Raw genomic sequence first — 24,639 nt, 5'->3', positions numbered from 1 at the left:
TTGATCCTGGCGCTGCTCGTGGTGGCGCTGGTCACGACGCTGGCGACCTCCGCCTACTGGCTGCAGTGGCGCGACATGGAGGTGGGCGCCGCCGACCTGGAGCGCCAGCGCAGCCAGTGGATTTTGAACGCGGCCCTGGATGGGGGCCTTGCCGTGTTGAACGACGACGCCCGCGAGGCGGATCACCTGGCCGAGCCGTGGGCGGCGCCGCTGCCGGACACCCGTCTGTCGTCGATGGGCGCGCTGGGCTTCGCCTCCGAAGGCGAGGGCCTGCATCTGAGCCGACGCATCACCGACCTGCAGGGACGGCTGAACGTGGGTGACCTGGCGCGTTACGGCGAAGTGTCCGACGCGGGCTGGGCCGCCTTCACCCGGCTGTTCGAACGGCTCGATCTGCCACTGGCCGAGCTCACGCGCCTGAAGGCGGGGCTGCAGGCCAGCATGAGCTCGGCGGCCCCCGGCAATGATGCCGCCGCGGCGTTGCGGCCCGTGCGGCCGGACGATCTGCGGCGGCTGGGCTTGAGCGCTTCCACGCTCGAGCGGCTGGCGCCCTACATCGCCTGGTTGCCCATGCGCACGACCGTCAATCTCAACACCGCGTCGCCAGAGGTTCTCTATGCGGCCATTCCGAACCTGAACCAGGCTTCCGAGCACAAGCTGATCCAGTTGCGGTCCGGCACGCCCTTCAGGTCGCTGGAGACGGTCAGTACCAGCCTGTCTGCTCCCCAGGGCAGTGGGCCGGTGCCGCAGATCAGTGCCTCGTTGCACGGCGTCGGCAGCCGGTATTTCGAGATCGAGATTGCCCTGAGCAAGGCGGACCAGACGTTGATCGAACGTACCGTCGTTCAGCGGGACCGAACCGGAGTTCGGCTGCTTCAGCGGGCCAGTGCGCGGCAGTGATGCCTTGCGCGTTCGCCTGCCTGATTTTTGAGCCCACCAGATGCCGCCAAGCACCTCAACGACTTGGCACGGCTGCCGGCAAAAAACGTGCTTCCTCCAAGTGGTGGTAATCTTTCCGCCAAATGGAGTATTGGACATGACGGCCATCGCCCGCACCAAGAAGCCCCAGTCCCCCGTGACACCTCCGGTTGTCGCGGCGGGCGTGCGCAGCCGGACGCCACGGCAGGATGCCGGTGCGCGGCTGTGGGGCGTGCTCGGGCGCAGCGGCGCCCGTAACTCGCGGGCCGTGTTCCATGAACTGCTGGGCCTGGTCACCGACTGCCCGCCGGTAGACCTCTACGACGCCGTGGAGGAAGGTGTGCCGACCGCGGTGGTCTCGGTCATTGCCGGTGCCTTCGGCGGCACGAACGAGTCAGTGATGGCGCTCATTGGCGTTTCCGAGACCACCTTCCGACGCAAGCACGAAGCCAGTGAGCCGCTGCCCGAAGTGGCCGGCCATCGCGTCATGGGTTTCCTGCGCATCGTGGCGCGGCTGCAGCGGCTGCTGCAGGAAAGCGGCGACCCGGCGCAGTTGGCGGACTTCGACCTCGATGCCTGGGTCAGGGACTGGATGCGCGAGCCCTTGGCCGAGTTCGGCGGCAAGACGCCGGCGCAGATGCTGCGCAATCCGGAAGGCCAGCGCGCCATCGAGGAGCTGCTTGACCGCATGCGCGGCGGCCTGCCCGCATGACGGTGTCCCTCTGGCGCATCGCAGCCGACACACCTTCCTGGACGGCCGATGACATGGCAGGCAAGGGTGCGGCCCACAAGGGTGGCCGCTGGAATGGCCCCGGCGAGCATGTCACCTATGCGTCAACCACCATCGCCCTTGCGGCCTGGGAAACGCGCGCGCATCTGGGCCGAGGCGGCACACAGCTGCCTTTCAACCGATGCCTCGTGCGCATCGACGTCCCCGACAACGTGTGGGCTGCCCGCGCGCAAGTGCCGCGGCCATTGCCTGTAGGCTGGAACGCCATCCCGGAAGGCCTGGTGTCACGCAGCATCGGCTCGGCCTGGCTGGCCGTGGGTGCTTCGGTACTGCTGGTGGTGCCCTCAGTCATCATCGAAGAAGAGGACAACGTGCTGATCAACCCGGCGCATCCGGATGCACGGCAGCTTCTGCCCGAGAAGGTGCGCCGGTTCCTTTACGACCCTCGTGTCTGAGGGAATTGGCCTCAGGCAAGCGCGCCCTGCCGGGGTATGTGCATTTTTGTAGACGGCGCAACCATGAACAGGACCGCTGGGACGGCACCAAGGCTCAAAGCATTGCCAGCGTGTGTCAATAAGGTTTATGTGAAATTGATTGCCGTCATACCGAGGGCCGGCGCGAGGTGCCGGGCATGAGCCGTGGCCTGCCGCCACCGGCTCTATACACTGCCCGCCAGATCAACTGACCGTGATGGCCAGGGGGCGGTGGACATGGACAACGGCAAAGAGCTCGGCCCCATCGCGGCCTACGACCTGATCGTCATCGGCGCGGGTTCCGGCGGCGTGGCCGCATCGCGCCGCGCTGCCGCGCACGGCGCGCGCGTGCTCATCGCCGAGGCTGACCGCGTGGGCGGCACCTGCGTGATCCGCGGCTGCGTGCCCAAGAAGCTCATGATGTACGCCGCAAGCCATGGCCAGCTGCTGCGCGAAGCGGCCGGCTATGGCTGGGTGGGCGTGGCGGGCCGCTTCGAAATGGAGCGCTGGGCCGACGCCAAGGCGCGCGAGATCACGCGGCTCGAAGGCCTCTACCGAGGGATGCTGGCCGATGCGGGCGTCGATCTCGTGAACGGCCGCGCACGGTTGCTGGGCCCCGGGCAGGTCGAGGTCGCGGGGCGCACGCTGCGCAGTGAACGCGTGCTCATCGCCACGGGCGGCTCGCCCGCCCAGGACGCCTTGCCGGGGCTGGACTTGGCCATGACCTCCAACGAGGTGCTCGACCTGCGGGAGGTGCCGTCCACGCTGCTGGTGGTGGGCGGCGGCTACATCGCCGTCGAGTTCGCCAGCATCCTGGCGGCGCTGGGCGCTCAGGTCACGCTGGCCTTCCGCGACGCGCTTCCGCTGCGGGGGTTTGACCACGATCTGCGCAAGCGCCTGGCGCACGCGCTGACGGAGCGCGGCATCACGCTCGCGGGCGGCGTGGGCTTGCATGCGCTGACGCACACCGGCGAGCGCTTCGAGCTGCAGCGGGCCGACGGCTCGGTGCTTGGTGCGCAGGCGGTTCTCAACGCCACGGGCCGGCGGCCCAACACGGCGGGCCTGGGCCTGGAGCAAGCGGGCGTGGACATCGACGCACGCGGCGCCATCACCGTGGACATCGACAGCCGCACCACGGTCCAAGGCATTTGGGCCATAGGCGACGTCACCAACCGCGTCAATCTCACGCCCGTGGCCATTGCCGAAGGGCGGGCCTTCGCCGACAGCGAGTTCGCCCACCACGCCGTGCGCGTGGACCACCGCACGGTGGCTAGTGCGGTGTTCACCGAGCCCCCCATCGCGACGGTGGGCCTGACGGAGACCGATGCGGCCCGCCTGGGCCCGGTGGACGTGTACGAATCCGACTTCCGGCCGATGCGCACCGCCTTCGTGGGCAGCCAGGCCCGCAGCTACATGAAGCTGGTGGTGGACGGCTTGAGCGACGTGGTCCTGGGCATCCACATGATCGGCACCGACGCGCCGGAGATCGTGCAGAGCCTGGCCGTGGCCATGACCTGCGGCGCCACCAAGCGCGACTTCGACCGCACGCTTGCCGTGCACCCGACGGCCGCCGAGGAATTCGTGCTGATGCGCGAGCCCACCCGCCGCCATGGCAAGCCGCCCCAGGGGCCTGCCGGTACCGCGCCAAGCTGAAGCGGCTAGGCCTTGGGCCGCAAGCTCTGCCAAGCCGCCATCAGTGCCGCCAACGCGTCCCGGTACAGGCGCGGACGCCAGCCGCGGCGCATGTAGCGTTGCGCGCGCCCATGGAAGGCGGGGACGGGCTGCACGCCCAACAGGTAGCCGCGCACGTCTTCATTGACCGTCACCGAGGCCACGACGTGGCCCCTGCCGTCCACGGCATGGATGAGGGTGCCGCGCCAGTCGTCCTCGGCAAACCAGTGCGCGGGCAACGCCACGGGAAGCTTGGAGGTCACCATGGCGGCGACGGTACAGCGCCAGCCTCGACACAGCCGCCACGCAGGGTTTTCACGGTCGTGGAAACCGAAACGCCGGCACGTGCGGGCATACCTACCATGGCGATACGCCCGCACACACAACGGTTGGGGTGTTCCACAACAGCATCCTGACCCACGACGACATGGACCAGCTTCCCCCCGCCGCAGGCCCCCTCGACAGCGGCCACCCCGAGTACGAATCGGCATTCGCAGAACTGGAGCGCAGGGCTGCGCGTGGCGAGTTCACCCTGGCGCAGTGGCGCCACGAAGTTCATGCGCTGCGCCAGCGCTGCACCGCCGGGCGGCCCGTGCCCCTGTGGCGGCGGCACGGCAACCTGCCCGCTTGAACGGCCGGCAAGCCCCGGCACCGCAGCCGCTGCTGCCTGTTTTTTAGGCAGCGCGTGCCGCGGCTTATGAATCAATGACTTGGCTTCGCCAAGCGCCCTTATTCCACGGACTTGTCCACAGAAGCCGTGGGTAACTTTGCCACCGCATCCCTGGCGGCGCGCCCACGGCGTGGAGCTCAGCAGCGCTCCAGGGCCATGGCGATGCCTTGGCCGACGCCTATGCACATGGTGGCGATGGCACGCCGGCCGCCCGTGCGTTCGAGCTGGCGCAGCGCGGTGAGCGCCAGGCGCGCGCCCGACGCGCCCAAGGGATGGCCGAGAGCGATGGCGCCGCCGTTGGGATTGACGCGGGGGTCGTCGTCGCGCAGGCCCAGCTGGCGCAGCACGGCCAGGCCCTGGGCAGCGAAGGCTTCATTCAGCTCGATCACGTCCACGTCGGCGAGCGACCAGCCCACGCGCGCCAGCAGCTTTTGCGTGGCCGGCGCCGGGCCCATGCCCATGATGCGCGGCGGCACGCCGGCCACGGCCATGCCAACCACGCGGCCGCGCGGCTTGAGGCCGTAGCGCTCCACCGCGGCGTCCGACGCCAGCAGCAGCGCCACGGCGCCGTCGTTGACGCCGGAAGCATTGCCGGCCGTCACCGTGCCGTCCGGGCGCACCACGCCCTTGAGCTTGGCCAATTGCTCCAGCGTCGTGTCCGGCCGCGGATGCTCGTCCACGCTCACCGACAGCGGCTCGCCCTTCTTCTGCGGAATCAGCACGGGCACGATTTCCCCGGCGAAGAAGCCGGCCGCCTGTGCGGCCTTGCAGCGCTGCTGGGAGCTCCAGGCCATCAGGTCCTGGTCCGCGCGCGACACGCCGAATTCGGTGGCCACGTTCTCGGCCGTCTCGGGCATGGAGTCGATGCCGTACTGCGCCTTCATCTTCGCGTTCACGAAGCGCCAGCCGATGGTGGTGTCCTCCACCTTGGCCGCGCGCGAGAAGGCGCTGTCGGCCTTGCCCATGACGAAGGGCGCGCGCGTCATGCTCTCCACGCCGCCGGCAATGACCAGGTCCATCTCGCCCGCCCGGATGCCGCGCGCGCCCTGCCCAATGGCGTCCAGCCCCGAGCCGCACAGGCGGTTGAGCGTGCCGCCGGGCACGTCCACCGGCAGCCCGGCCAGCAGGGCCGACATGCGCGCGACGTTGCGGTTGTCCTCGCCGGCCTGGTTGGCGCAGCCGTAGAGCACGTCGTCCACCGCGGCCCAATCGACGCCGGGATGGCGCTCCATGAGGGCGCGCATGGGCACGGCGCCCAAGTCGTCGGCACGCACGCCGGCCAGCGCGCCGCCGTAGCGGCCGAAAGGCGTGCGCACGCCGTCCACGATCCAGGCATTGAGGGGCTTGGCCATTGAGGTCTCCGTATCAAGAGCTTGTTGACAGCGGGACGAGCGCCGGCGGCCTCACCGCCGGCACCCCGCCCAGGAACAGGTCGGCGACGACGGACGCCATCGCCTCGTGATTCAAACCACCGTCCGGCCGCAGCCAGGTGAACATCCAATTGATCATTCCGAACAGCAGCATGGTCAGCGGCTTGGAGAGGCTGGCGGCGTCCAGCTCCGGGCGCAGCTGCTGTATGGCCTGCGCGAAGCCCGCCACCAGGCGGCGCTCCTTGACGACCACGCGCTCGCGGTCCGCCTCTTCGAGAAAGCGCACGTCCTCGGTCAGCACGCGGTGGGCGTGCTGGGCGCCGGAGTACTCCTCGACGAAGCGCCGTATGAGCTCGCGCAGGCGCTGCTCGGCCGTGAGGTTCTCGCCGGCCACCTCGTCCACCAGCAGCTCCAGCTTGGAGACATGCCCTTCGACGATGTTCACCAGCAGCGTGTACTTGTCGCGGTAGTAGTGATAGAGCGTGGACTTGGACAGGCCCGCCGCCTCGGCGACCTGGTTCATGGAGGTGGCCGGGTAGCCGCGCTCGGCGAAGAGGCGGGCCGCGCGGGAGAGGATGGCCTCCCGCTGCTCGTCATAAGCGGAGGTGCGAATGCGGACCATGGTGGTTCTTTCCTGTGGAGTACTGCGTGCCAGATGTCCGCCATCTTGCAGCAGGCATGCCCGCATCCGCCTTGCAGCGGGATGTACCGGCTTTTCCACGGAGCACGCGCAAGGCCACAACACCTTCAGCGCGCCCTGCTCACTTCACTCCAGGCTTCACGCGTGGAAGCTGCCGCCGGCATGCTGCAGCCGCGTCAGCAGCGGCGAGCGCCTGTAGCGCGTGTCGCCATAGTGGTCCTGCAGGTGGCGCAGCACGGTGGCCACGCGCGCCGCGCCCAGCGCGTCGGCCCAGGCCAGCGGGCCCACCGGGTAGGCCGTGCCCAGCTTCATGGCCACGTCGATGTCGCGCGCCGTCGCGCCTGACCACGTGATGACGTCGGCCGCCTCGTTGGCCAGGCAGCACACGGTGCGCATCAGCACCAGGCCGGCCACGTCGTCCAGCGCCAGCAGCGCGATGCCGGCGCCCTGCAGCAGCGCGGCCAGCGCGGGCAGGTGGCCTTGCGCGCCCACGGACGCGGCGGCGCCCAGGAGCGGCGTGGCCGCGAAGTCGCGCGCCAGGTCCAGCAGCAGCAGCGGGCCCGCAACGTCGGTGGCGGCGCGCTCGGTGGCGGTGCGCCCGTCGGTGAGCGCCACGCGCACGCCGCCCACGGTGAAGGTTTCCGCGGGCAGGCCCGCATCGGCCTGAAGGGCCACGCCGGCGGCTTGCAGCCGCTGCACCAGCGGTGCCAGCGCACCCATGTCCGCGGCGCAGGCGACGGCAGGCGCGGCGGATGCGGGCGCCACCACGTCCACCTGCGGCGCCGGCACGCCGGCACCATAGCGATGAAACCCCTGCCCGCTCTTGCGGCCGAAGCGGCCGCTGCGCACCAGTTCTTGCTGGATCAGGCTGGGGGCGAAGCGCGGGTCGAACGCCGTGGCCTGGAACACCGATTCCGTCACCGACAGGTTCACTTCCACGCCGATCAGGTCCATCAGCTCGAACGGCCCCATGGCGAAGCCGCCGGCCTCGCGCAGCAGCTTGTCCACGGCCGCCGCCGGGGCAACGCGCTCGGCCAGCAGACGCAGCCCTTCGGCGTAGTACGGCCGGGCCACGCGGTTGACGATGAAACCGGGCGCGTTGGGTGCGTCCACCGGGGTCTTGCCCCAGGCCTGGGACAGCGCGTGCAGCGCCGGCACCAGGGCCGGGTCGGTCTCCACGCCGCGGATGATCTCCACCAGCTTCATGCGCGTGGCCGGGTTGAAGAAGTGCAGGCCGATGAGCCGCTGCGGATGCTGGAGCCCCTGGGCCACGGCCGTGACGGAAATGGACGAGGTGTTGGTGGCCAGCACCGCCTGCGCGCCCAGGACGTTTTCGAGCTGCCTGAACAGCTGCTGCTTGGGCTCCAGCTTCTCGACGATGGCCTCGATCGCCAGTCCGCAGCCTTCCAGCGCCTCCAGCCGCTCCACCGCCACGAGACGCTCCCGCGCGCCGTCGCGCTCGGCGGCCGTCATGCGGCCCCGCTGCACGGCGCCGTCGAGGTCGGCCGCGATGCGCTCCAGCGCCCGCGCCGCCGCACCGGGCTGCATGTCGAAAAGCCGGACCTCGTGACCCGCCTGCGCCGCCAGTTGTGCAATGCCGGCGCCCATGCTGCCGGCGCCAATCACGGCCACGCGGGTGGTGGCGTCCAGGGTTTTTGGATTCATGCGGGTGATGCGATTGAAAGGGTTCAGACGGCGGCCGGTCCACGCGGCGCACGGTCGTGCGCTGCGGTCCTTGACCTGCAGCAAACGCGCATTGACCGACCGGTCGGTCGATATTAAGCTGCCCCGAGTTCCTGATGCAAGTCAAAGTCGTCTTCAGGAAAACCCTAGGTAGCAGCGGGCCCTGCCCGTTGCGCACGCGCCGACTTCCCTCATAGGTGTTCGCATGACCCTGTTCGACACGCACCGCCCCTTGCTTGACGCTGCCGTGCAAGCCACCCGCACGCGCGGCCATTGGACGCCTTTTCCTGAGATGCCCTCGCCCAAGGTCTATGGCGAAACGGCCCAGGCCGACGGCGAGGCCGCCGTGGCGGCGCTGTTCGGCCGCGACTACCCGCTGTCGCAGCCGGGTGAAACGGCCCGCGTGGCCTGCGAGCGCTCGCCCTACGGCGTGAAGCTGGGCATCCGCTACCCGGAATGCGCGCCGCAGGCGCTGGTGGATGCCGCGCTGGCCGCCGAACCGGGCTGGCAGGCCATTGGCGCGCAGGGCCGCCTGGGCGTGCTGCTGGAGGCGCTGATGCGCATACACCGCCGCAGCCACGAGCTCGCCCGCGCGGCCATGCTCACCACCGGCCAGGGCGCGCTGATGGCCTTCCAGGCCGCCGGCCCCCACGCGCAGGACCGCGCGCTGGAGGCGCTGGCCTATGCCTGGAAAGCCATGGACGACGTGCCCGCCGAGGCGCTGTGGGACAAGCCGCAGGGCAAGAACCCGCCGCTGGTGATGAGCAAGCAGTTCGAGATCGTGGGCCGCGGCGTGGCGCTGGTGATCGGCTGCGCCACCTTCCCCACCTGGAACACCTATCCGGGCCTGTTCGCGGCGCTGGCCACGGGCAATCCGGCCATCGTCAAGCCGCACCCGCAATCGGTACTGCCCGCCGCGCTGACGGTGAGCGTGCTGCGCGACGTGCTCGCCGAGCAGGGGCTGGACCCCAACGTGGTCACGCTGGCCGTGAGCGAGCGCCCGCAAGTGACACAGGCGCTGGCCACTCACCCGGCCGTGGCCTCCATCGACTTCACCGGCGGCAACGCTTTTGGCCGCTGGCTGCAGGACCATGCGCGCCAGGCGCGCGTGTACGCCGAGATGGCGGGCGTGAACACGGTGGTGGTGGAGTCCACCCACGAATACGCCGCCCTGCTGCAGAACCTGGCCTTCTCGCTGTGCCTCTACAGCGGCCAGATGTGCACCACCACGCAGAACCTGCTCGTCCCCCGCGAAGGTATCCGGACGGACCAGGGACCCAAGAGCTTCGAGCAGTTCGGCCAGGACCTGGCTGCCGCGGTGGACAAGCTGGCCTCCAACCCCAAGATCGCCTCCTCCGTGCTGGGTGCCATCGTCTCCAGGGACGTGTGGCAGCGCGTCGATGCCGCCCAGGGCGTGGGCCGCACGCTGCTGGCCTCCCGGCCGCTGCCGCACCCCGACTTCCCGGAGGCGCAGGCGCGCACGCCGGTGATCGTGGCGCTGGACCAGGCCGATGCGTCCGTCTACCGCATGGAGTGCTTCGGCCCCGTGTCCTATGTCGTGGCCACCGACTCGGCCGCAGCCGCCGCGCAACTGGCCGAGGACGTGATACGCGAGCACGGTGCCCTCACCCTGGGCGTGTACTCCACCGACGAGGCTTTCATCCAGCGCATGGAGGCCGTTGGACGGCGCGCCCGCGTGGCGCTGTCGGTCAACCTCACGCAGGGCGTGTACGTCAACCAGGCGGCGGCCTTCTCCGACTACCACGGCAGCGGCGGCAACCCCGCGGCCAATGCCAGCTACGCCACGCTGGCCTTCGTGGCGGACCGCTTCGTGGTCGTCCAGCGCCGCCGCCACGCCTGAAGGGAACCGCCATGCCCTGCTACAGCCTCGAAGGCGTGATTCCCGTGGTGGACCCCACGGCCTACGTGCACCCCAGCGCCGTGCTCATCGGCGACGTGATCGTGGGCCCCCACTGCTACGTCGGCCCGGCCGCCTGCCTGCGCGGCGACTTCGGCCGCATCGTGTTGCAGGCCGGCGCCAACGTGCAGGACACCTGCGTGATCCACGGCTTCCCGGACCAGGAAACGCTGGTGGAGGAGAACGGCCACATCGGCCACGGCGCCGTGCTGCACAGCTGCGTGGTGCGCCGCGATGCCATGGTGGGCATGAACGCCGTGGTGATGGACGAGGCCGAGGTGGGCGAGAAGGCCATCGTCGCCGCCTGCGCCTTCGTCCCCGCGGGCGTGAAGGTGCCGCCGCGCACGCTCATGGCCGGCGTGCCGGCCAAGGTGCTGCGCGAGCTCAGCGACGCGGAAGTCGCCTGGAAGCTCGAAGGCACGCGCGTCTACCAAGACCTCACCCGGCGCAGCCTCGCCTCCATGCAGGAGGTGCAGCCGCTGGCCGCCGTGGAGGCCGACCGCCCAACGCTGCAGGCGCCCGCCGTGCAGCCGCTCATCGCCACCAAGCGGGGCTGACTCCTTTCGACCTCAATCGACCATGACCGAAGAAAACAACCTGCTCGTCGAGCGCGACGGCCGCGGCGTCGCGCGCGTGACCCTGCACCGGCCGGCGGTGCTCAACGCCTTTGACGAGGCGCTGATCGCGCGGCTGACCGAAACGTTTGAGAGCCTGTCCAACGACGCCGCCGTGCGCGTGGTCGTGCTGATGTCGCAGGGCCGCAGCTTCTGCGCCGGCGCGGACATCGAGTGGATGCGCCGCGCGGCGGCCAACGACCAGGCCGCCAACCTGGAGGACGCGCGCCGCTTCGCCCGCATGATGGCGGCCATCGACCGCTGCAATAAACCGGTGGTCGCGCGCATCCAGGGCGGGGCCTACGGCGGCGGCGTGGGTTTGGCTTGCGCCGCGGACATCGCCATTGCCAGCGAGCACGCCAAGTTCGCCGTCAGTGAAGCCAAGTTCGGCATCCTGCCCGCCGTCATCGGCCCCTACGTCGTCAACGCCGTGGGCCCGCGGCAGGCGCGGCGCCTGGCGCTCACCTGCACGGTGGTCGGCGCCGCCGAGGCGCTGGCCATGGGCCTGGTGCAACAGGTGGTGGCCGCCGACCAGCTCGACGCCGCCGTCGAGCAGTGCATTGCCGAGCTGCTGGCCAACGGGCCGGCGGCACAGGCGGAAATCAAAACGCTGTTCGCGCAACTGTCCGTGGGCCCGGTCACGGCGCCGGTGCAGGAGCTGACGGCGCAAACCATCAGCCGCGTGCGCAGCACCAGCGAGGCGCGCGAAGGCTTTGCGGCCTTCCTGGAAAAGCGTCCGGCAAGCTGGCGCCACTGAGCCCCGGCAAGCACCGCCTTCCCTCAACCCACGCCATCCGCATCGGTCCTTTGGGGACGGGTGCGGATGGCGTTTTCGTTTCTCGCACAACCTTCCTTGACCGGCCTTGTGGCTGGGACGACATGCGTGTCTGATGCTGCCCCAATCAAAAACCGACCGATCGGTCGAACTTTGATCCCCGTCAACATTCCGCCCGGGGTGCGCCATTAACTTTTGGTCCGCGCTGCAAAGCGCCTGTCAAGCCGATGGATCAAATTCTTGGAGACACCTATGCACAACGAACGCCTCGCGGAAACCATGGAATTCCCGCCTGCGACGCCGCAGCCCAACGTCTACCCGCTGTCGTGGCGGCGCCAGACCGGCAAGCTGGAGGAGGTGTGGGATGCCGCGCAGCGCGAGAACTGGGACCCCAAGCACCTGTGCTGGGACACGTTTGACGCCGAGTCCTACTCCTGGGAAGAGCGCGAGGCCATTGCCTACTGGTGGACGCTGCTGTCGGTGTTCGACGCCTCGGCGCCGCCGGTGTTCGCCTCGGCTTTCATCAAGACCTACGAGGCGCATGAAGAAGATGCCGTGCGCCGCTGCTTCTTCTCCGTCACCCGCGACGAGCAGAACCACGAGCAGATGTGCGGCCTGGCCATCACCAAGCTGCTGGACCACGAGGACCCGCTGACCTACGAGCCCAAGACCGAGCTGGGCCGCAAGCTGCAGAAGAACGCCAAGTGGCTCTACTACAACGGCGGGCGCTACTGGAGCGGCTACAAGGCGGCCGTGCCCAAGTACAGCCTGGCGGTGCTGTTCAGCTCCTTCCTGATGGGGGAGATTGCGGCCGCGACCATCTTCCACCAGATGGCCGAGGGCTGCCGCGAGGAGGTGTTCAAGGAGGGCTTTCGCAACATCGGCCGTGACGAGGGCCGGCACATGGCCATCTGCATGGCGCTGATGGAGCGCGACTATCCGAAGATGGACCTCTCGGACAAGCCGCTCATCACCAAGCAGGTGCGCGCGGGCTATCTCTTCCTGTCAGCCGTGCTGTTCGAGCCGCCGGTGGACTTCTGGGACCTGCCCAACGACTTCATCGCCAACCAGCGCGCGGGCGAGGAAGTGGCGCGCGCCGCGGGCTTCCACATTCCCGGCTACGAGCAGAAGAAGGAGAACTGGAAGCAGGCCATGCTCAACCTCAAGGGCGTGCTGGACCGCTACGACATCCCCTTCCCCGCCATTCCCGAGGTCGGCATCAGCGGTCAGGAAGTGACCGACATCGACATGGCCAGCATCATCCCGGTGTTCTGAGCATGACTGCGCGCATTCGCCTCTACCCCTCCGGCAAGGAAGTCGACTGCGCGTCCGGCGACACCGTGCTGGCCGCGCTCGAGAAATCAGGCTACGCCCTGCCCAACAACTGCCGCGCCGGTGCGTGCGGCGAATGCAAGGTCAAGGTGCGCGAAGGGCGCTTCGACCAGGGCATGGTGCTGGACATGGCACTCTCGGCCGAGGAGCGCGCGCAGGGCTTCGGCCTGATGTGCATGGCCAAGCCGCTGTCCGAGGAGCTCGTCATCGAGTGGGGCACGGCGGACGCGCAGCCGCGGCTGTTTCCGCCGCGCGAAAACCAGCTCTACGTGGTGGCCGACCGCGTGCTGCGCACGCCCCGCATCGTGGAGCTGCGCCTGCGCCCGGTGGGCCAGCCCATGCGCTACTGGCCGGGCCAGTACGTGATGTTGGGCGACGCGCGCGCGGGCGCGCCGCCGCGGCCCTACTCCATCGCCAACGCGCCGCGGCCTGACGGCGAGATCACGGTGCAGGTCACGCGCGTGGACGAGGGCAGCACCAGCCGCTGGGTGCACGAGCACCTGCTGCCCGGCGCGCGCGTCAAGCTCGCCGGCCCCTACGGCACCTTCATTGGCGACCCCTCGGTGGACACGCCCGTGCTGTGCATGGCCGCCGGTTCCGGCCTGGCGCCCATCCTGGCCTTGGCCGAGGCCGCCCTGCGCCGGGGCTACAAGCGGCCGGTGACGCTGCTGTTCTCGGCCCGCACGCGCGAGGACCTGTATGCCGCCGGGCTGCTGGAGTACTGGCAGGCCAAGCACCGCAACTTCACGTTCAAGCCCACGCTGACGCAGGAACAGGGGCCGGGGCTGCATGGCCGCATCCCGCAACTGCTGCCCGACCTGTTCAAGGATTTGTCGGGGCACTCCGTGTTCGTGGCCGGCACGCCGGGCTTCGTCAACGATTGCGTGGAGGCGGCGCGCCGCCTGGGCGCGCGCCAGGAGCTGACGCACACCGAAGGCTACTTCGGCCAGGCGCCGGCGATGGAGCCGCCCAGGAGCCGGATGGTGGGTTGAAGCCTCCACCCGGAAACGAAAAAACGGCCGCGCGAGCGGCCGTTTTCTTGGTTGGGTGCCTTGGTGGATCAGGTGCTCACCGGCCGCTTGGCCACCAGCGTCAGGATGTCGTAGCTGGCCACCATCTCGCCGTGCTGGTTCGTGACCTGCACGTCCCAGGCCACCACGCCCTGGCCCTGGCCCTTGGCGTCCACCTTGTTGCGGTCGATCTTGCGCTTGGCCGTCAGGCGCGCCTGGATGGTGTCGCCAATGGCCACGGGCTTCACGAAGCGCAGCGTGTCCAGGCCGTAATTGGCGAGCACCGGCCCCGGCGCGGGCGACACGAACAGGCCGGCCGCGGCCGACAGGACGAAGTAGCCGTGGGCGATGCGCTGGCCGAAAGCCGTCTCCTTGGCGGCGATGTCGTCGAAGTGCATGTAGAAGAAGTCGCCCGAGATGCCGCCGAAGGCGACGATGTCGGCGTCCGTCACCGTGCGGCGGTGCGTGAGCAGCGAGTCGCCGATGCGCAAGTCCTCGAAGTGGCGGCGGAAGGGGTGCACTTCGCTCTCGTGGACCTTGGCGCCGCGCACGTACTCGCCGGTCACGGCCATGAGCATGGTGGGCGAGCCCTGCACGGCCGCGCGCTGCAGGCCATGCTTGACGGCACGCAGGCCGCCCAATTCCTCACCGCCGCCGGCGCGCCCCGGGCCGCCGTGTTTCAGCGGCGGCAGCGGCGAGCCGTGGCCGGTGGACTCCTTGGCGGCTTCGGCGTCCAGCACCAGCAGCCGCCCGTGCAGTGCAGCAGCCACCGGAATGAAGCGGGCGGCGGTGGCCGGGTCCTTGGTGACGAGCGTGCCCACCAGCGAGCCGCGGCCGCGGGCGGCCAGTTGCAAGGCTTCGTCCAGCCCGTCGTAAGGCATGAGCGTGCTCACCGGGCCGAAGGCCTCGACGTCGTGCACGGCGTCGTGGGACAGCGGGTTGCGGCTGAGCAGCAGCGTGGGCGCGAAGAAGGCGCCCTCGGAGACGCCCTCGCCTTGCGGATTGAAGCCGTCGCGCTCGCCATAGACCAGCTCGGCCCCCTGCAGCAGCTTCTCCACTTGGGCGCGGACGTCGTGGAGCTGGTCGTGCGAGGCCAGCGCGCCCATGCGCACGCCTTCCAGCGCCGGGTCGCCGATGGTGGTCTTGCGCAGGCGCTCGCGCAGCGCCTGGGCCACCGCGTCCACCATGCCGCGCGGGACGATGGCGCGGCGTATGGCCGTGCACTTCTGGCCGGCCTTGACCGTCATCTCGCGCGCCACCTCCTTCACGAAAAGCTGGAACTCCTCGTCGTCCGGCGTCACGTCCGGCGCCAGCACGGCGCAGTTGAGCGAGTCGGCCTCCGCGTTGAAGGGCACGGAGTGGCGAATCAGGTTGGGATGCACGCGCAGCTTGGCGGCGGTGTCGGCCGAGCCGGTGAAGGTGACCATGTCGGCGCCTTCGAGCCGGTCCAGCAGGTCACCGGTGCTGCCGATGACGAGCTGCAAGGCCCCCGCGGGCAGCAGGCCGGAGCGGTCCATGAGGCGCATCAGCGCCTCGGTGACGTAGCTCGTGGCCGTGGCCGGCTTGCCGATGCAGGGCATGCCGGCCAGGAAGCTGGGCGCGAACTTCTCCAGCAGTCCCCAGATGGGGAAGTTGAAGGCGTTGATGTGCACCGCCACGCCGCCGCGCGGCACCAGGATGTGCGTGCCCGCGAAGTGGCCCTGCTTGCCCAGCGGGATGGCCGGGCCCTCGTGCAGCAGGTTGCCCGACGGCAGCTCGTTGCTGCCGATGCTGGCGTAGGCGAAGAGGGTGCCGGTGCCGCCTTCCACGTCTATCCAGCTGTCCGAGCGCGTGGCGCCGGTGTGGGCGGAGATGGCGTAGAGCGCCTCCTTGTGCTGCGTGAGGTACTTGGCCAGCGCCTTGAGGAGGGCCGCGCGCTGCTGGAAATCCAGCGCCAGCAGCGCAGGCAGCCCGGTGCGGCGGGCAAAGGCCAGGGCTTCGCTGAAGTCCGGGCGTTCGGCGTGCGTGGCGGCCACGGGACGGCCGTTGACGGCGCTGCGCAGGGTCTGCGCGGCTTCCTGGCCGACCCAGCGGCCGGCGACGAAGCTTTGGAGGACGGTGGTCATCAGCGTTGTCTCCTGTCGAATGGTGAAAAGGGCTTTCTGCCCATTTGCATAAAGGCCATGCCGCGCACGAAGCCTGTAGGAGGCCCGCTTGCGGGCCGAATGGCGCAGTCATCCAGAGGGTTCGGCCCGCAAGCGGGCCTCCTACAAGGAACGCGGTACGCCTCGCAGTTCCTGGTCAAGCTGCCTTTTTCGCACCCAGGCCCAGGTAGGTGTCGATGATGCGCCGGTCGTGCAGCAGCTCGGCGGCGTCGCCGGTGAGTGCCACGGCGCCCATTTCCAGCACGTAGGCACGGTCGGCCACCTGCAACGCGGCGCGGGCGTTCTGCTCGACCAGCAGCACCGACACGCCCAGCTCGCGCAGCGAGGCCACGATGCGCAGCACCTCGCGGACGATCAAAGGTGCCAGGCCCAGCGAGGGCTCGTCCAGCATGAGCAATTGCGGGCGCGCCATGAGCGCGCGGCCTATGGCCAGCATCTGGCGCTCGCCGCCGGAGAGCGTGCCGGACATCTGCGCGCGGCGCTCGCGCAGCCGCGGGAACAGCTCGAACACCTCCTGCATGCGCGCCTTCTGATCGCGCTGGCCGCGGCGCCAGCGGCTGAAGCCGCCCAGCAGCAGGTTGTCCTCCACCGACATCTCGCTGAACAGCTCGCGCTTTTCCGGGACGAGCGCGACGCCATGGGCCACGAGCTTTTCCACGCTGGGCCGCTCGATGCGCTCGCCCGCCAGCAGCAGCTCGCCGCGCGAGGGCAGCAGGCCCATGGCCGCGGACAGCAGCGTCGTCTTGCCCGCGCCGTTTGGGCCGATGACGGTGACGATCTCGCCGCGCCTGACCGTCAGGTCCACGCGGTGCACGGCCTCGACTTCGCCGTAGGAGACGCAGAAGCCGCGCGTTTCCAGCAAGGTGTCCGGCGCGCTCATGCCGCGGCTCCCAGGTCGTCGCTGCCGCCCAGGTAGGCGTCCAGCACGCGCTGGTTGCCCTGGATCTGTGCCGGCGTGCCCTCGGCGATGACGGTGCCGAATTCGAGCACGGTGATGCGGTCGGCCAGGTTCATCACGAACTCCATGTCATGTTCAACCACCAGGATGCCCAGCCCCTCGGCGCGCAGTTGCTCCAGCAGCCGGGCCAGCGCCTGCTTTTCCAGGTGGCGCAGGCCGGCCGCGGGCTCGTCCAGCAGCAGCACGGCGGGCTGGCTTGCGAGTGCGCGGGCGATCTCCACGATGCGCTGCTGCCCAAGCGCCAGCGAGGCGGCCGGTGCGTCCGCATGGGCGCCCAGGCCGCAGCGCTCGATCTGGCGGCGGGCCTCGGCCAGCACCGCGGCTTCCTCGGCCCGGTCCAGGCGCAGCATGGAGGCGACCCAGCCGCGGTGCGCGCGGCGGTGCGCGCCCACCGCCACGTTCTCCAGCACCGTGCGCTGCCCAAGCAGCCGCACATGCTGGAAGCTGCGCGACAGGCCCAGGGCCGCGAACTCGCGCGAGGGTTTGCCGGTCATGGGCTTGCCCATGAGGCGCACCTCGCCGGTGGTGGGGTCGTCCACGCCGGAGATCATGTTGAAGAAGGTGCTCTTGCCCGCGCCGTTGGGGCCTATCAGTGCGTGGACCTCGCCGGCCTTCACGCTCATGTTGACCGCGTTGTTGGCCACCAGGCCGCCGAAGCGCTTGGTGACCTCGTGCGCCTGCAGCACCACCTGGCCGCGCGGGGGCAGCGTGCGCTGGGCCAGCGGGGCGGCGGCAGCGGGCAGGTGCTCGGCCGGGTCAGCCTTGAGCCAGCGGCCGGACCACTGGGCCAGGCGGGGCCAGAGGCCGTCGGCGTAGCGCTGCAGCACCACCAGCATCAGCAGGCCGAAGACGATGACCTCGAAGTTGCCGCTGCTGCCCAGCAGGCGGGGCAGCCAGTCCTGCAGTTGTTCCTTGAGCAGCGTGATCAGCGCCGCGCCCAGCACCGCGCCCCACAGGTGCCCGGCGCCGCCCACCACGGCCATGAACAGGTACTCGATGCCGATGTTGAGGTTGAAGGGCGTGGGGTTCACGAAGCGCTGCAGGTGGGCGTAGAGCCAGCCCGAGACTGCGCCCAGCAGCGCGGCCAGGACGAAGACCTTGATGCGGTAGCGGCCGGTGTCCACGCCCATGGACTCGGCCATCACGCGGCCGCTCTTGAGCGTGCGGATGGCGCGGCCCTCGCGCGAGTCCAGCAGGTTGTGCAGCGCCCACAGCGACAGCAGCAGCACGGCCCAGATCAGCGGCCCAAGCGCGCGCGGCGTGGCCAGCGCCGCGCCGCCAATGCTCAGCGCCGGCAGCCCGGTGATGCCGGTATGGCCGCCCAACAGCTCCAGGTTGCCGAAGAGGAAATACAGGCTCAGGCCCCAGGCGATGGTGCACAGCGGCAGGTAATGGCCCGCCAGCTTGAGCGTGATGGCGCCCAGCACCCAGGCCACGGCGGCGGCCAGCACCAGGCCCAGCGCCAGGCCGGCCCAGGGCAGCCAGGCTGGCGGCAGCCAGGCCAGCCAGGCGGCGGCTTGCGGCGAGGTGCAGGCCCAGGCCGTGGCGTAGGCGCCCACGCCGACGAAGGCGGCCTGGCCGAAGCTGGTCATGCCGGCCACGCCGGTGAGCATCACCAGGCCCACGGCCACGAGCGCGTACAGGCCGACGTAGCTCAGCAGCGTGACACTGAAGTCGGAGAGAAAAGCCCAACTGGCCGCCAGCAGCAGCACCGCCGCCAGCGTGAGCTGGCGCCGCGTGATCCAGCCGGCGGACGGGGCCGGCGCCACGGCGGCGTGCACGGCGGGCTTGGCATTGAGAGACATGGTCATTCCTCGTCCTCCACGTGGTGGCTGCGCAGGCTGCGCCACCACAGCACCGGGATGATCAGCGTGAACACCAGCACTTCCTTGAAGGCGCTGGACCAGAAGGATGAGAAGGCTTCGAGTTGCCCCACCAGCAGCGCGCCGGCCAGGGCCAGCGGGTAGCTGGCCAGGCCGCCCACGATGGCGGCGACGAAGCCCTTGAGGCCGATGAGAAAGCCCGTGTCGTAATAGACCGTGGTGAGGGGCGCCACCAGCAGCCCGGCCACGGCGCCTATGAGCGCGGCGAAGGCGAAGCACACGTCGCCCGCGAGCTCGGTGGGGATGCCCATGAGCCGCGCGCCCACGCGGTTGGAAGCGGTGGCACGCAGCGCCTTGCCGACGATGGAGCGCTCGAAGAACACGAACATGGCCAGCACCAGCGCCAGCGCCGCGCCCACCACCACCAGCGACTGCCCGGTGACGGGCAGGCCGCCCACGTCCAGGTTCAGCTCAGAAAATGCCGTGGTGCGCGAGCCCTCGGCGCCGAAGAACAGCAGCCCCAAGCCCACCAGCACGCCGTGCAGCGCGACGGAGACGATGAGCAGCATCAGCACGCTGGCGCGCGCCAGCGGCCGGTAAGCCAGGCGGTACAGCAGCGGGCCCAGCGGCGTGATCAACAGCACCGTGGCCACGGCCTGCAGCACCTGCCCTTGGGGCTGCAGCGCCACGAGCGCGGCAGCGGCGGCGGGACAGGCCAGGCACCAGAAGAAGGTGGACTTCCAGTCCACCGCGGCGCCGCGGCGCGCGCGCCAGGCTTCGAGCGCCAGCACGGCGGCGGCCAGCGCCAGCAGCAGCCACAGGCTGGCCGGCGGGCGGCCGCCCTGCAGCGTCGCCATGGACAGCGCGGCGAAGGCGACGAACTCGCCCTGCGGAATGAAGATCACGCGCGTGACCGAGAACACCAGCACCAGCGCCAGCGCCATGAGTCCGTAGACCGCGCCGTTGACGATGCCGTCCTGCCCCAACAGCAGGGCAATCTGCAAATCCATGGAAAGCTCCTGGAGGAAGGAAGCGCCAGGGCGCGCTGGGCGCCCCCCGGCACGTTGCAAGCGGGCTCAGAGCTGCTTGGCCGGCTGGTACTTCCAGGTGCCGTTCTCGATGCGCACCATGACGCGCGCGCGCTGGTCCAGCCCCAGGTGGTCGGTGGGCGACATGGTGAAGATGCCGTGCGCACCGGGCATTTCCTTGAGGCCCTCCAGCGCGTCGCGCAGCGCGGCGCGGAACTCCGGCGTGCCGGGCTGCGCCTTCTTCAGCGCCACGGGCACGGCCGCGGCCACCAGCAGCCCGGCGTCCCAGGCGTGGGCGCCGAAAGTCGAGACACTGCCCTTGCCGTGCGCGGTCTCGTAGGCCGCGACGTAGGCCTGGGCGGACTTCTTCACCGGGTCGCCGGCGGGCAGTTGATCGGCCACCAGCACCGGGCCGGCGGGCAGGAAGGTGCCCTCCACGTCCTTGCCGCCCACGCGCAGGAAGTCGCCGTTGGCCACGCCGTGCGTCTGATAAACCTTGCCCGCGAAGCCGCGCTCCTTGAGCGTCTTTTGCGGCAGCGCCGCGGGGGTGCCGGAGCCGGCGATGATCACCGCGTCAGGCTTGGCCGCCAGGATCTTGAGCGTCTGGCCGGTGACGGAGGTGTCGGTGCGGCTGTAACGCTCGTTGACCACGATCTTGAGCTTCTTGAGCGCGGCGGCCTTGCTGAACTCCTGGTACCAGCCTTCGCCGTAGGCGTCGGAGAAGCCGATGAAGGCCACGTTCTGGACGCCGATGGACGCCATGTGCTCGGCGATGGCCAGGGACATCATGATGTCGTTCTGCGGCGTCTTGAACACCCACTTGCGCTTGGCATCCATGGGCTCGACGATGCGCGAGGACGCGGCCATGGACACCATGGGCGTCTGCGCCTCGGCGGCCACGTCCACCATGGCCAGCGAGTTGGGCGTGGTGGTGGAGCCCAGGATGACGTCCACCTTGTGCTCGCCCACGAGCTTGCGCACGTTGGAGACGGCGGCGGTGGTGTCGCTGGCGTCGTCCAGCACGATGTAGTTGACCTTCTGCCCGGCGATAGTCCTGGGCATGAGGGCCACGGTATTCTTTTCCGGGATGCCCAGCGACGCGGCCGGCCCCGTGGCCGAGAGCGTGACGCCCACGTTGATGTCGGCCTGCGCCAGCGTGGCGGCCAGCAGCAGCGCGGCGGCCATGGCGCTCTTGAGGGTTGCCTTCATGTGTGTCTCCTTCCGTGGTGGTTTGGGGCCTGCCTGCCCGGCTGCGCCGGTGCCCGGAGGCCTTCATGTTTTTCTGGTGAATGGCGGGGCGTGCGGGCCGCATGCGGGCCGCGCACGGGCCCTGCGCGCGCTCAGCGCTCGTCGAAGGACAGGATCACCCGCTCGGTGACCGGGTGCGCCTGGCAGGTGAGGATGAAGCCGGCGGCCACCTCGTTCTTGTCCAGCGCGAAGTTGCGCTCCATGCGCACCTCGCCCTCGACGACCTTGGCACGGCAGGTGCCGCACACGCCCGACGTGCAGGAGAAGGGCACTTCCATGCCGCAGGCGGAGGCTGCGTCGAGGATGCTGGGCTGCTGCTTGTCGAACTGGATCTCGCGGCGCAGGCCGTCGCGGATGATGACGATGCGCGCGCTCTCCGCGTCGCCCGGCTGCGCCTCGTGCACCACGGCATCGGCCTTTTGCGCGCCGCTGGGCGCCTGTGCGATGCCGAAGCGCTCGATGTGGATGCGGTCTTCCGGCACGCCGGCCGCCAGCAGCGCGGCCTCGGCCTCGTCGTTCATCTGGAAGGGGCCGCACACGTAGGCCTGCGCGATGGCCTGGGCCGGCACCACGCTGCGCAGGAAGTCGCCGATCTTGTCGCGGTCCATGCGGCCCATGTTGAGCGGCGCATCCGTGGGCTCGTCGGAGAACACGTGGTGCAGCACCAGGCGGGACATGTAGCGGTTCTTCAGGTCCTCCAGCTCTTCCTTGAACATGGTGGACTGCAGCGAGCGGTTGCCGTAGAGCAGCGTGAACTGCGACCTGGGCTCGCGCGCCAGCACCGTCTTCATGATGGAGAGGATGGGCGTGATGCCGCTGCCGCCGGCAATGCCCACGTGGTGGCGCTGCGCCTGCGGCAACAGCGGCACGAAGAAGCGGCCCTGCGGCGCCATGACGCTGATCTCGTCGCCGACCTTCAGCTCGGCGTTGATCCAGTTGGAGAACACGCCGCCCTTGACCTTGCGCACGCCCACGCGCAGCTCGCCGTCGTCCACGCCGGCGCAGATGGAGTAGGAGCGGCGCAGGTCCTGGCCATCGATGGTCTTGCGCAGCGTCAGGTACTGGCCCTGCGTGAAGCCGAAGGTCTCGCGCAGCTCGTCAGGCACCTCGAAGGAGACGATGACGGCCTCGGCGGTATCCGGCTCGATGGCGCGTACCCGCAGCGGATGGAACATGACGCTCATGGTTCAGATGGGTTTGAAGTGTTCGAAGGGCTCGCGGCAGTCGAGGCAGCGAAACAGCGATTTGCAGGCGGTGGAGCCGAAGGCCGAGAGGCGCTCGGTGTGGGTGCTGCCGCAACGGGGGCAGGCCACGGGCGCGATGCGGCGCGGCACCAGGCGGATGGGCACGGCGGCCCCCGGCTCGATGTGCGCGGGCGGTGCGATGCCGTACTCGCGCAGCTTGCGCCGGCCGTCCTCGCTGATCCAGTCCGTGGTCCAGGCCGGGGCGCGCTGCAGCCGCACGCGGGCGGGGCCCAGCCCCGCGGCGGCTATCGTGTCCAGCACGCTGCGCTCGATGGCCTCGGTGGCGGGGCAGCCGGAGTAGGTCGGCGTCAGCACGATCTCCAGCGCCTCGTCCTGCTCCACCACGTCGCGCACGATGCCGAGGTCGCACACCGAGAGCGCCGGCACCTCGGGGTCCAGCACGTCGGCCAGCACGGCCCAGGCGCGGCCGACCCGGTCCGCCGCCAGGGTGCTCACCACGCGCCACCCGGGTAGGCGCGCTGCAGGTGCTGCATCTCGGCCAGGATGTAGCCCATGTGCTCGCTGTGCACGCCCTGGCGCCCGGTGCTGCGGAAGCTGCTGACGGCAGGCGGCTGCAGCGTGGCGGCCTGCAGCAGCGCCTGCATCTGCGCCAGCCAGGGCTCGCGCAGCTCGGCCCAGCGCGGGCCCAGCCCGGCGTCGGCCGCGGCCTCGTCCACCGCGTCGGCCTCGAACAGCTCCGCCACGTAGGGCCAGAGCTTGTCCAGCGCGGCCTGCATGCGGCGGCGGGACTCTTCCGTGCCGTCGCCCAGGCGCACCACCCAGTCGGCGGCGTGCTCGACGTGGTAGCGCGCCTCCTTGACCGCCTTGGCGGCGATGGCGGCCAGCTCCTCGTCGCTGGAAGCCTGCAGCCGCTGCCACAGCAGTTGCAGGAAGGTCGAGACGAAGGCGTTGCGCAGCACGGTGAGCGCGAAGTCGCCGGGGCGCCCCTCGCCGTTGGGCAGCTCCACCAGCGTGGGATTGAAGTAGTCGCGCTCCTCGCGCAGGAAGGCCAGTTGGTCCTCGCTCAGTCCTTGCGCGCTGCCGGCCAGCGTCAGCACCGCGCGGGCCTGGCCCAGCAGGTCCAGCGCCATGTTGGCCAGGGCGATGTCCTCTTCGAGCACCGGCGCGTGGCCGGTCCACTCGGAGAGGCGCTGCGCCTGGATGAGGCAGGTGTCGCCGATGCGCAGCAGGTACTGCTGGCGCTCGTCGCGTTGGAGTCGGATGGAAGCCTGCATCGCCCGCTCCTTACATGTGGTCCACCGAGTCCGGCAGCTTGTAGAAGGTGGGGTGGCGGTAGACCTTGTCCTCCATCGGGTCGAAGTACATGTCCTTGTCGCCGGGGTCGCTGGCGGTGATGTGCTCGCTGCGCACCACCCACACGCTGGAGCCTTCCTGGCGCCGGGTGTAGACGTCGCGCGCCATCTGGATGGCCATGGGCGCATCGGCCGCGTGCAGGCTGCCGCAGTGCTTGTGGTCCAGGCCCGCGCGCGAGCGGACGAACACTTCCCACAGCGGCCATTCGTTCTTGATGTCGGTGCTCAATTCAGTCTCCAGATGGGTTGGCAAGTTCGCCGGCAATTTCCGTAGGAGGCCCGCTTGCGGGCCGAATGGCATCCGGGCGACGGTTCGGCCCGCAAGCGGGCCTCCTACAAACGCATCACGCCGCTTGGGGCTCGCGCTCGCGCTGCTTGGCCGCGTGGGCCAGGGCGGCCTCGCGCACCCAGGCGCCCTCTTCCCAGGCCTTGACGCGCGCACCCAGGCGCTCGCGGTTGCAGGGGCCGTTGCCGTTGACGACGCGCCAGAACTCGTCCCAGTCGATGGCGCCGAAGTCGTGGTGGCCGCGCGCCTCGTTCCACTTGAGGTCCGGGTCCGGCAGCGTCACGCCCAGCACCTTGGCCTGCTCGACGGTGGCGTCCACGAACTTCTGGCGCAGCTCGTCGTTGGAGACGCGCTTGATGCCCCAGCGCATGCCCTGCGCCGAGTTGGGCGACTGGTCGTCCGGCGGGCCGAACATCATCAGGCAGGGCCACCACCAGCGGTTCACGGCGTCCTGCACCATGGCCTTCTGCGCCTCGGTGCCCTCTTTCATCATCACCAGCAGGCTGTCGTAGCCCTGGCGCTGGTGGAAGCTCTCCTCGCGGCAGATGCGGATCATGGCCCGCGCATAGGGTGCATAGGAGCAGCGGCAGATGGGCACCTGGTTCATGATGGCTGCGCCGTCAACCAGCCAGCCGATCACGCCCATGTCGGCCCAGGTGAGCGTGGGGTAGTTGAAGATGGAGCTGTACTTGGCCTTGCCGGCGTGCAGCGCATCGAGCAGCTCGTCGCGGCTGGTGCCCAGGGTTTCGGCGGCGGCGTAGAGGTAGAGGCCGTGGCCGCCCTCGTCCTGG

The 24,639-nt window shown here is 69.9% G+C and carries 24 protein-coding genes; 10 read left to right on the top strand and 14 right to left on the bottom strand.

Going from position 1 to position 24,639, the window contains the following annotated elements; all coding sequences use genetic code 11:
* The 4 genes from gspK to gorA all read left to right on the top strand — a co-directional run bounded on the left by gspK (nt 1) and on the right by gorA (nt 3,774).
* Nucleotides 1–900 carry a type II secretion system minor pseudopilin GspK gene (gene gspK / locus ALA01S_RS03940; RefSeq protein ID WP_169805845.1) on the top strand — a complete coding sequence of 300 codons (900 nt, stop codon included), beginning with the start codon at nt 1–3 and terminating at the stop codon, nt 898–900.
* Nucleotides 901–1,036: 136 nt separating this feature from the next.
* The gene (locus ALA01S_RS03935) at nt 1,037–1,630 is read left to right on the top strand and encodes an antitoxin Xre/MbcA/ParS toxin-binding domain-containing protein (protein WP_084267191.1); all 594 of its coding nucleotides are present in this window, start codon (nt 1,037–1,039) and stop codon (nt 1,628–1,630) included.
* The gene (locus tag ALA01S_RS03930) at nt 1,627–2,103 is read left to right on the top strand and encodes an RES family NAD+ phosphorylase (protein WP_066332318.1); all 477 of its coding nucleotides are present in this window, start codon (nt 1,627–1,629) and stop codon (nt 2,101–2,103) included. The genes ALA01S_RS03935 and ALA01S_RS03930 overlap by 4 nt, the downstream gene beginning before the upstream one ends.
* A 255-nt stretch (nt 2,104–2,358) precedes the next feature.
* Nucleotides 2,359–3,774: a glutathione-disulfide reductase gene (gorA, locus tag ALA01S_RS03925; RefSeq protein WP_157118742.1), complete on the top strand. Its 1,416-nt coding sequence runs from the start codon at nt 2,359–2,361 to the stop codon at nt 3,772–3,774.
* A 5-nt stretch (nt 3,775–3,779) separates the two neighbouring features.
* Here gorA and ALA01S_RS03920 read toward each other — a convergent pair whose 3' ends face one another.
* Complete coding sequence (locus ALA01S_RS03920) at nt 3,780–4,058, bottom strand: hypothetical protein (RefSeq protein ID WP_066332316.1); 279 nt, start codon at nt 4,056–4,058, stop codon at nt 3,780–3,782.
* 161 nt (nt 4,059–4,219) lie between these two features.
* Here ALA01S_RS03920 and ALA01S_RS03915 point away from each other — a divergent pair, with 161 nt between their 5' ends.
* On the top strand, nt 4,220–4,423 hold the full coding sequence (locus ALA01S_RS03915) for a hypothetical protein (RefSeq protein ID WP_157118741.1): 204 nt from the start codon (nt 4,220–4,222) through the stop codon (nt 4,421–4,423).
* 176 nt (nt 4,424–4,599) lie between these two features.
* Here the strand turns inward: ALA01S_RS03915 and pcaF are convergent, their stop codons facing one another.
* The 3 genes from pcaF to ALA01S_RS03900 all read right to left on the bottom strand — a co-directional run bounded on the left by pcaF (nt 4,600) and on the right by ALA01S_RS03900 (nt 8,137).
* Nucleotides 4,600–5,814: a 3-oxoadipyl-CoA thiolase gene (gene pcaF / locus ALA01S_RS03910; protein WP_066332312.1), complete on the bottom strand. Its 1,215-nt coding sequence runs from the start codon at nt 5,812–5,814 to the stop codon at nt 4,600–4,602.
* Nucleotides 5,815–5,827: 13 nt separating this feature from the next.
* Entirely contained in the window at nt 5,828–6,454 is a 627-nt protein-coding gene (locus ALA01S_RS03905; RefSeq protein ID WP_066332310.1) for a TetR/AcrR family transcriptional regulator, read from the bottom strand.
* A gap of 156 nt (nt 6,455–6,610) precedes the next feature.
* Nucleotides 6,611–8,137: a 3-hydroxyacyl-CoA dehydrogenase gene (locus ALA01S_RS03900; RefSeq protein ID WP_066332308.1), complete on the bottom strand. Its 1,527-nt coding sequence runs from the start codon at nt 8,135–8,137 to the stop codon at nt 6,611–6,613.
* A gap of 223 nt (nt 8,138–8,360) precedes the next feature.
* On the opposite strand from ALA01S_RS03900, the gene paaN reads away from it, so the two are divergent.
* The 5 genes from paaN (at nt 8,361) to ALA01S_RS03875 (ending at nt 13,786) form a co-directional block, all read left to right on the top strand.
* Nucleotides 8,361–10,016, top strand: coding sequence for a phenylacetic acid degradation protein PaaN (paaN, locus tag ALA01S_RS03895; protein ID WP_066332306.1), 1,656 nt, complete (start codon nt 8,361–8,363; stop codon nt 10,014–10,016).
* A gap of 11 nt (nt 10,017–10,027) precedes the next feature.
* Nucleotides 10,028–10,630: an acyltransferase gene (locus ALA01S_RS03890; protein WP_066332304.1), complete on the top strand. Its 603-nt coding sequence runs from the start codon at nt 10,028–10,030 to the stop codon at nt 10,628–10,630.
* A gap of 22 nt (nt 10,631–10,652) precedes the next feature.
* A complete protein-coding gene (locus ALA01S_RS03885) occupies nt 10,653–11,444 on the top strand; it encodes an enoyl-CoA hydratase-related protein (RefSeq protein ID WP_066332299.1) in 792 nt (263 codons plus the stop codon).
* Between the two features lie 270 nt (nt 11,445–11,714).
* On the top strand, nt 11,715–12,737 hold the full coding sequence (locus ALA01S_RS03880; RefSeq protein WP_066332297.1) for a hypothetical protein: 1,023 nt from the start codon (nt 11,715–11,717) through the stop codon (nt 12,735–12,737).
* A gap of 2 nt (nt 12,738–12,739) precedes the next feature.
* Nucleotides 12,740–13,786, top strand: a complete 1,047-nt coding sequence (locus tag ALA01S_RS03875; protein WP_066332295.1) for a 2Fe-2S iron-sulfur cluster-binding protein — start codon at nt 12,740–12,742, stop codon at nt 13,784–13,786.
* Nucleotides 13,787–13,854: 68 nt separating this feature from the next.
* Here ALA01S_RS03875 and paaZ read toward each other — a convergent pair whose 3' ends face one another.
* From paaZ to paaA, 10 genes are all read right to left on the bottom strand, one after another.
* On the bottom strand, nt 13,855–15,909 hold the full coding sequence (gene paaZ / locus ALA01S_RS03870; protein ID WP_066332288.1) for a phenylacetic acid degradation bifunctional protein PaaZ: 2,055 nt from the start codon (nt 15,907–15,909) through the stop codon (nt 13,855–13,857).
* Nucleotides 15,910–16,084: 175 nt separating this feature from the next.
* Complete coding sequence (locus tag ALA01S_RS03865) at nt 16,085–16,828, bottom strand: ABC transporter ATP-binding protein (RefSeq protein WP_066332286.1); 744 nt, start codon at nt 16,826–16,828, stop codon at nt 16,085–16,087.
* The gene (locus ALA01S_RS03860) at nt 16,825–18,711 is read right to left on the bottom strand and encodes a branched-chain amino acid ABC transporter ATP-binding protein/permease (protein ID WP_157118755.1); all 1,887 of its coding nucleotides are present in this window, start codon (nt 18,709–18,711) and stop codon (nt 16,825–16,827) included. The genes ALA01S_RS03865 and ALA01S_RS03860 overlap by 4 nt, the downstream gene beginning before the upstream one ends.
* A 2-nt stretch (nt 18,712–18,713) precedes the next feature.
* Nucleotides 18,714–19,739: a branched-chain amino acid ABC transporter permease gene (locus ALA01S_RS03855; protein WP_066332282.1), complete on the bottom strand. Its 1,026-nt coding sequence runs from the start codon at nt 19,737–19,739 to the stop codon at nt 18,714–18,716.
* Between the two features lie 66 nt (nt 19,740–19,805).
* Nucleotides 19,806–20,966, bottom strand: a complete 1,161-nt coding sequence (locus ALA01S_RS03850; protein ID WP_066332280.1) for an ABC transporter substrate-binding protein — start codon at nt 20,964–20,966, stop codon at nt 19,806–19,808.
* Nucleotides 20,967–21,097: 131 nt separating this feature from the next.
* On the bottom strand, nt 21,098–22,189 hold the full coding sequence (gene paaE / locus ALA01S_RS03845; RefSeq protein WP_066332278.1) for a 1,2-phenylacetyl-CoA epoxidase subunit PaaE: 1,092 nt from the start codon (nt 22,187–22,189) through the stop codon (nt 21,098–21,100).
* Between the two features lie 3 nt (nt 22,190–22,192).
* Nucleotides 22,193–22,708 carry a 1,2-phenylacetyl-CoA epoxidase subunit PaaD gene (paaD, locus tag ALA01S_RS03840; RefSeq protein WP_066332276.1) on the bottom strand — a complete coding sequence of 172 codons (516 nt, stop codon included), beginning with the start codon at nt 22,706–22,708 and terminating at the stop codon, nt 22,193–22,195.
* Complete coding sequence (gene paaC, locus ALA01S_RS03835; RefSeq protein ID WP_066332274.1) at nt 22,702–23,484, bottom strand: 1,2-phenylacetyl-CoA epoxidase subunit PaaC; 783 nt, start codon at nt 23,482–23,484, stop codon at nt 22,702–22,704. The genes paaD and paaC overlap by 7 nt, the downstream gene beginning before the upstream one ends.
* A gap of 10 nt (nt 23,485–23,494) precedes the next feature.
* On the bottom strand, nt 23,495–23,791 hold the full coding sequence (gene paaB, locus ALA01S_RS03830) for a 1,2-phenylacetyl-CoA epoxidase subunit PaaB (protein WP_066332272.1): 297 nt from the start codon (nt 23,789–23,791) through the stop codon (nt 23,495–23,497).
* A gap of 115 nt (nt 23,792–23,906) precedes the next feature.
* The coding region (paaA, locus tag ALA01S_RS03825) for a 1,2-phenylacetyl-CoA epoxidase subunit PaaA (RefSeq protein WP_066332270.1) at nt 23,907–24,639 on the bottom strand (733 nt) is incomplete at its 5' end.

The sequence above is a fragment of the Azohydromonas lata NBRC 102462 genome, from assembly GCF_001571085.1.
Taxonomy (GTDB): Bacteria; Pseudomonadota; Gammaproteobacteria; order Burkholderiales; family Burkholderiaceae_C; genus Azohydromonas; species Azohydromonas lata.
Note: the sequence above shows the minus strand (reverse complement) of the source record. Positions and strands in the feature narration are given on the sequence as shown.

Bases quoted from the DNA above. Each gene is read 5' to 3' on its own strand.
- ALA01S_RS03875 (WP_066332295.1), top strand. From the start codon at position 12,740: ATGACTGCGCGCATTCGCCTCTACCCCTCCGGCAAGGAAGTCGACTGC.
- ALA01S_RS03885 (WP_066332299.1), top strand. From the start codon at position 10,653: ATGACCGAAGAAAACAACCTGCTCGTCGAGCGCGACGGCCGCGGCGTC.
- ALA01S_RS03860 (WP_157118755.1), bottom strand. From the start codon at position 18,711: ATGTCTCTCAATGCCAAGCCCGCCGTGCACGCCGCCGTGGCGCCGGCC.
- ALA01S_RS03850 (WP_066332280.1), bottom strand. From the start codon at position 20,966: ATGAAGGCAACCCTCAAGAGCGCCATGGCCGCCGCGCTGCTGCTGGCC.
- ALA01S_RS03865 (WP_066332286.1), bottom strand. From the start codon at position 16,828: ATGAGCGCGCCGGACACCTTGCTGGAAACGCGCGGCTTCTGCGTCTCC.
- gorA (WP_157118742.1), top strand. From the start codon at position 2,359: ATGGACAACGGCAAAGAGCTCGGCCCCATCGCGGCCTACGACCTGATC.
- ALA01S_RS03880 (WP_066332297.1), top strand. From the start codon at position 11,715: ATGCACAACGAACGCCTCGCGGAAACCATGGAATTCCCGCCTGCGACG.
- paaZ (WP_066332288.1), bottom strand. From the start codon at position 15,909: ATGACCACCGTCCTCCAAAGCTTCGTCGCCGGCCGCTGGGTCGGCCAG.
- ALA01S_RS03905 (WP_066332310.1), bottom strand. From the start codon at position 6,454: ATGGTCCGCATTCGCACCTCCGCTTATGACGAGCAGCGGGAGGCCATC.
- paaC (WP_066332274.1), bottom strand. From the start codon at position 23,484: ATGCAGGCTTCCATCCGACTCCAACGCGACGAGCGCCAGCAGTACCTG.
- ALA01S_RS03915 (WP_157118741.1), top strand. From the start codon at position 4,220: ATGGACCAGCTTCCCCCCGCCGCAGGCCCCCTCGACAGCGGCCACCCC.
- ALA01S_RS03935 (WP_084267191.1), top strand. From the start codon at position 1,037: ATGACGGCCATCGCCCGCACCAAGAAGCCCCAGTCCCCCGTGACACCT.
- ALA01S_RS03855 (WP_066332282.1), bottom strand. From the start codon at position 19,739: ATGGATTTGCAGATTGCCCTGCTGTTGGGGCAGGACGGCATCGTCAAC.
- ALA01S_RS03900 (WP_066332308.1), bottom strand. From the start codon at position 8,137: ATGAATCCAAAAACCCTGGACGCCACCACCCGCGTGGCCGTGATTGGC.
- ALA01S_RS03930 (WP_066332318.1), top strand. From the start codon at position 1,627: ATGACGGTGTCCCTCTGGCGCATCGCAGCCGACACACCTTCCTGGACG.
- ALA01S_RS03890 (WP_066332304.1), top strand. From the start codon at position 10,028: ATGCCCTGCTACAGCCTCGAAGGCGTGATTCCCGTGGTGGACCCCACG.
- paaN (WP_066332306.1), top strand. From the start codon at position 8,361: ATGACCCTGTTCGACACGCACCGCCCCTTGCTTGACGCTGCCGTGCAA.
- pcaF (WP_066332312.1), bottom strand. From the start codon at position 5,814: ATGGCCAAGCCCCTCAATGCCTGGATCGTGGACGGCGTGCGCACGCCT.
- ALA01S_RS03920 (WP_066332316.1), bottom strand. From the start codon at position 4,058: ATGGTGACCTCCAAGCTTCCCGTGGCGTTGCCCGCGCACTGGTTTGCC.
- paaE (WP_066332278.1), bottom strand. From the start codon at position 22,189: ATGAGCGTCATGTTCCATCCGCTGCGGGTACGCGCCATCGAGCCGGAT.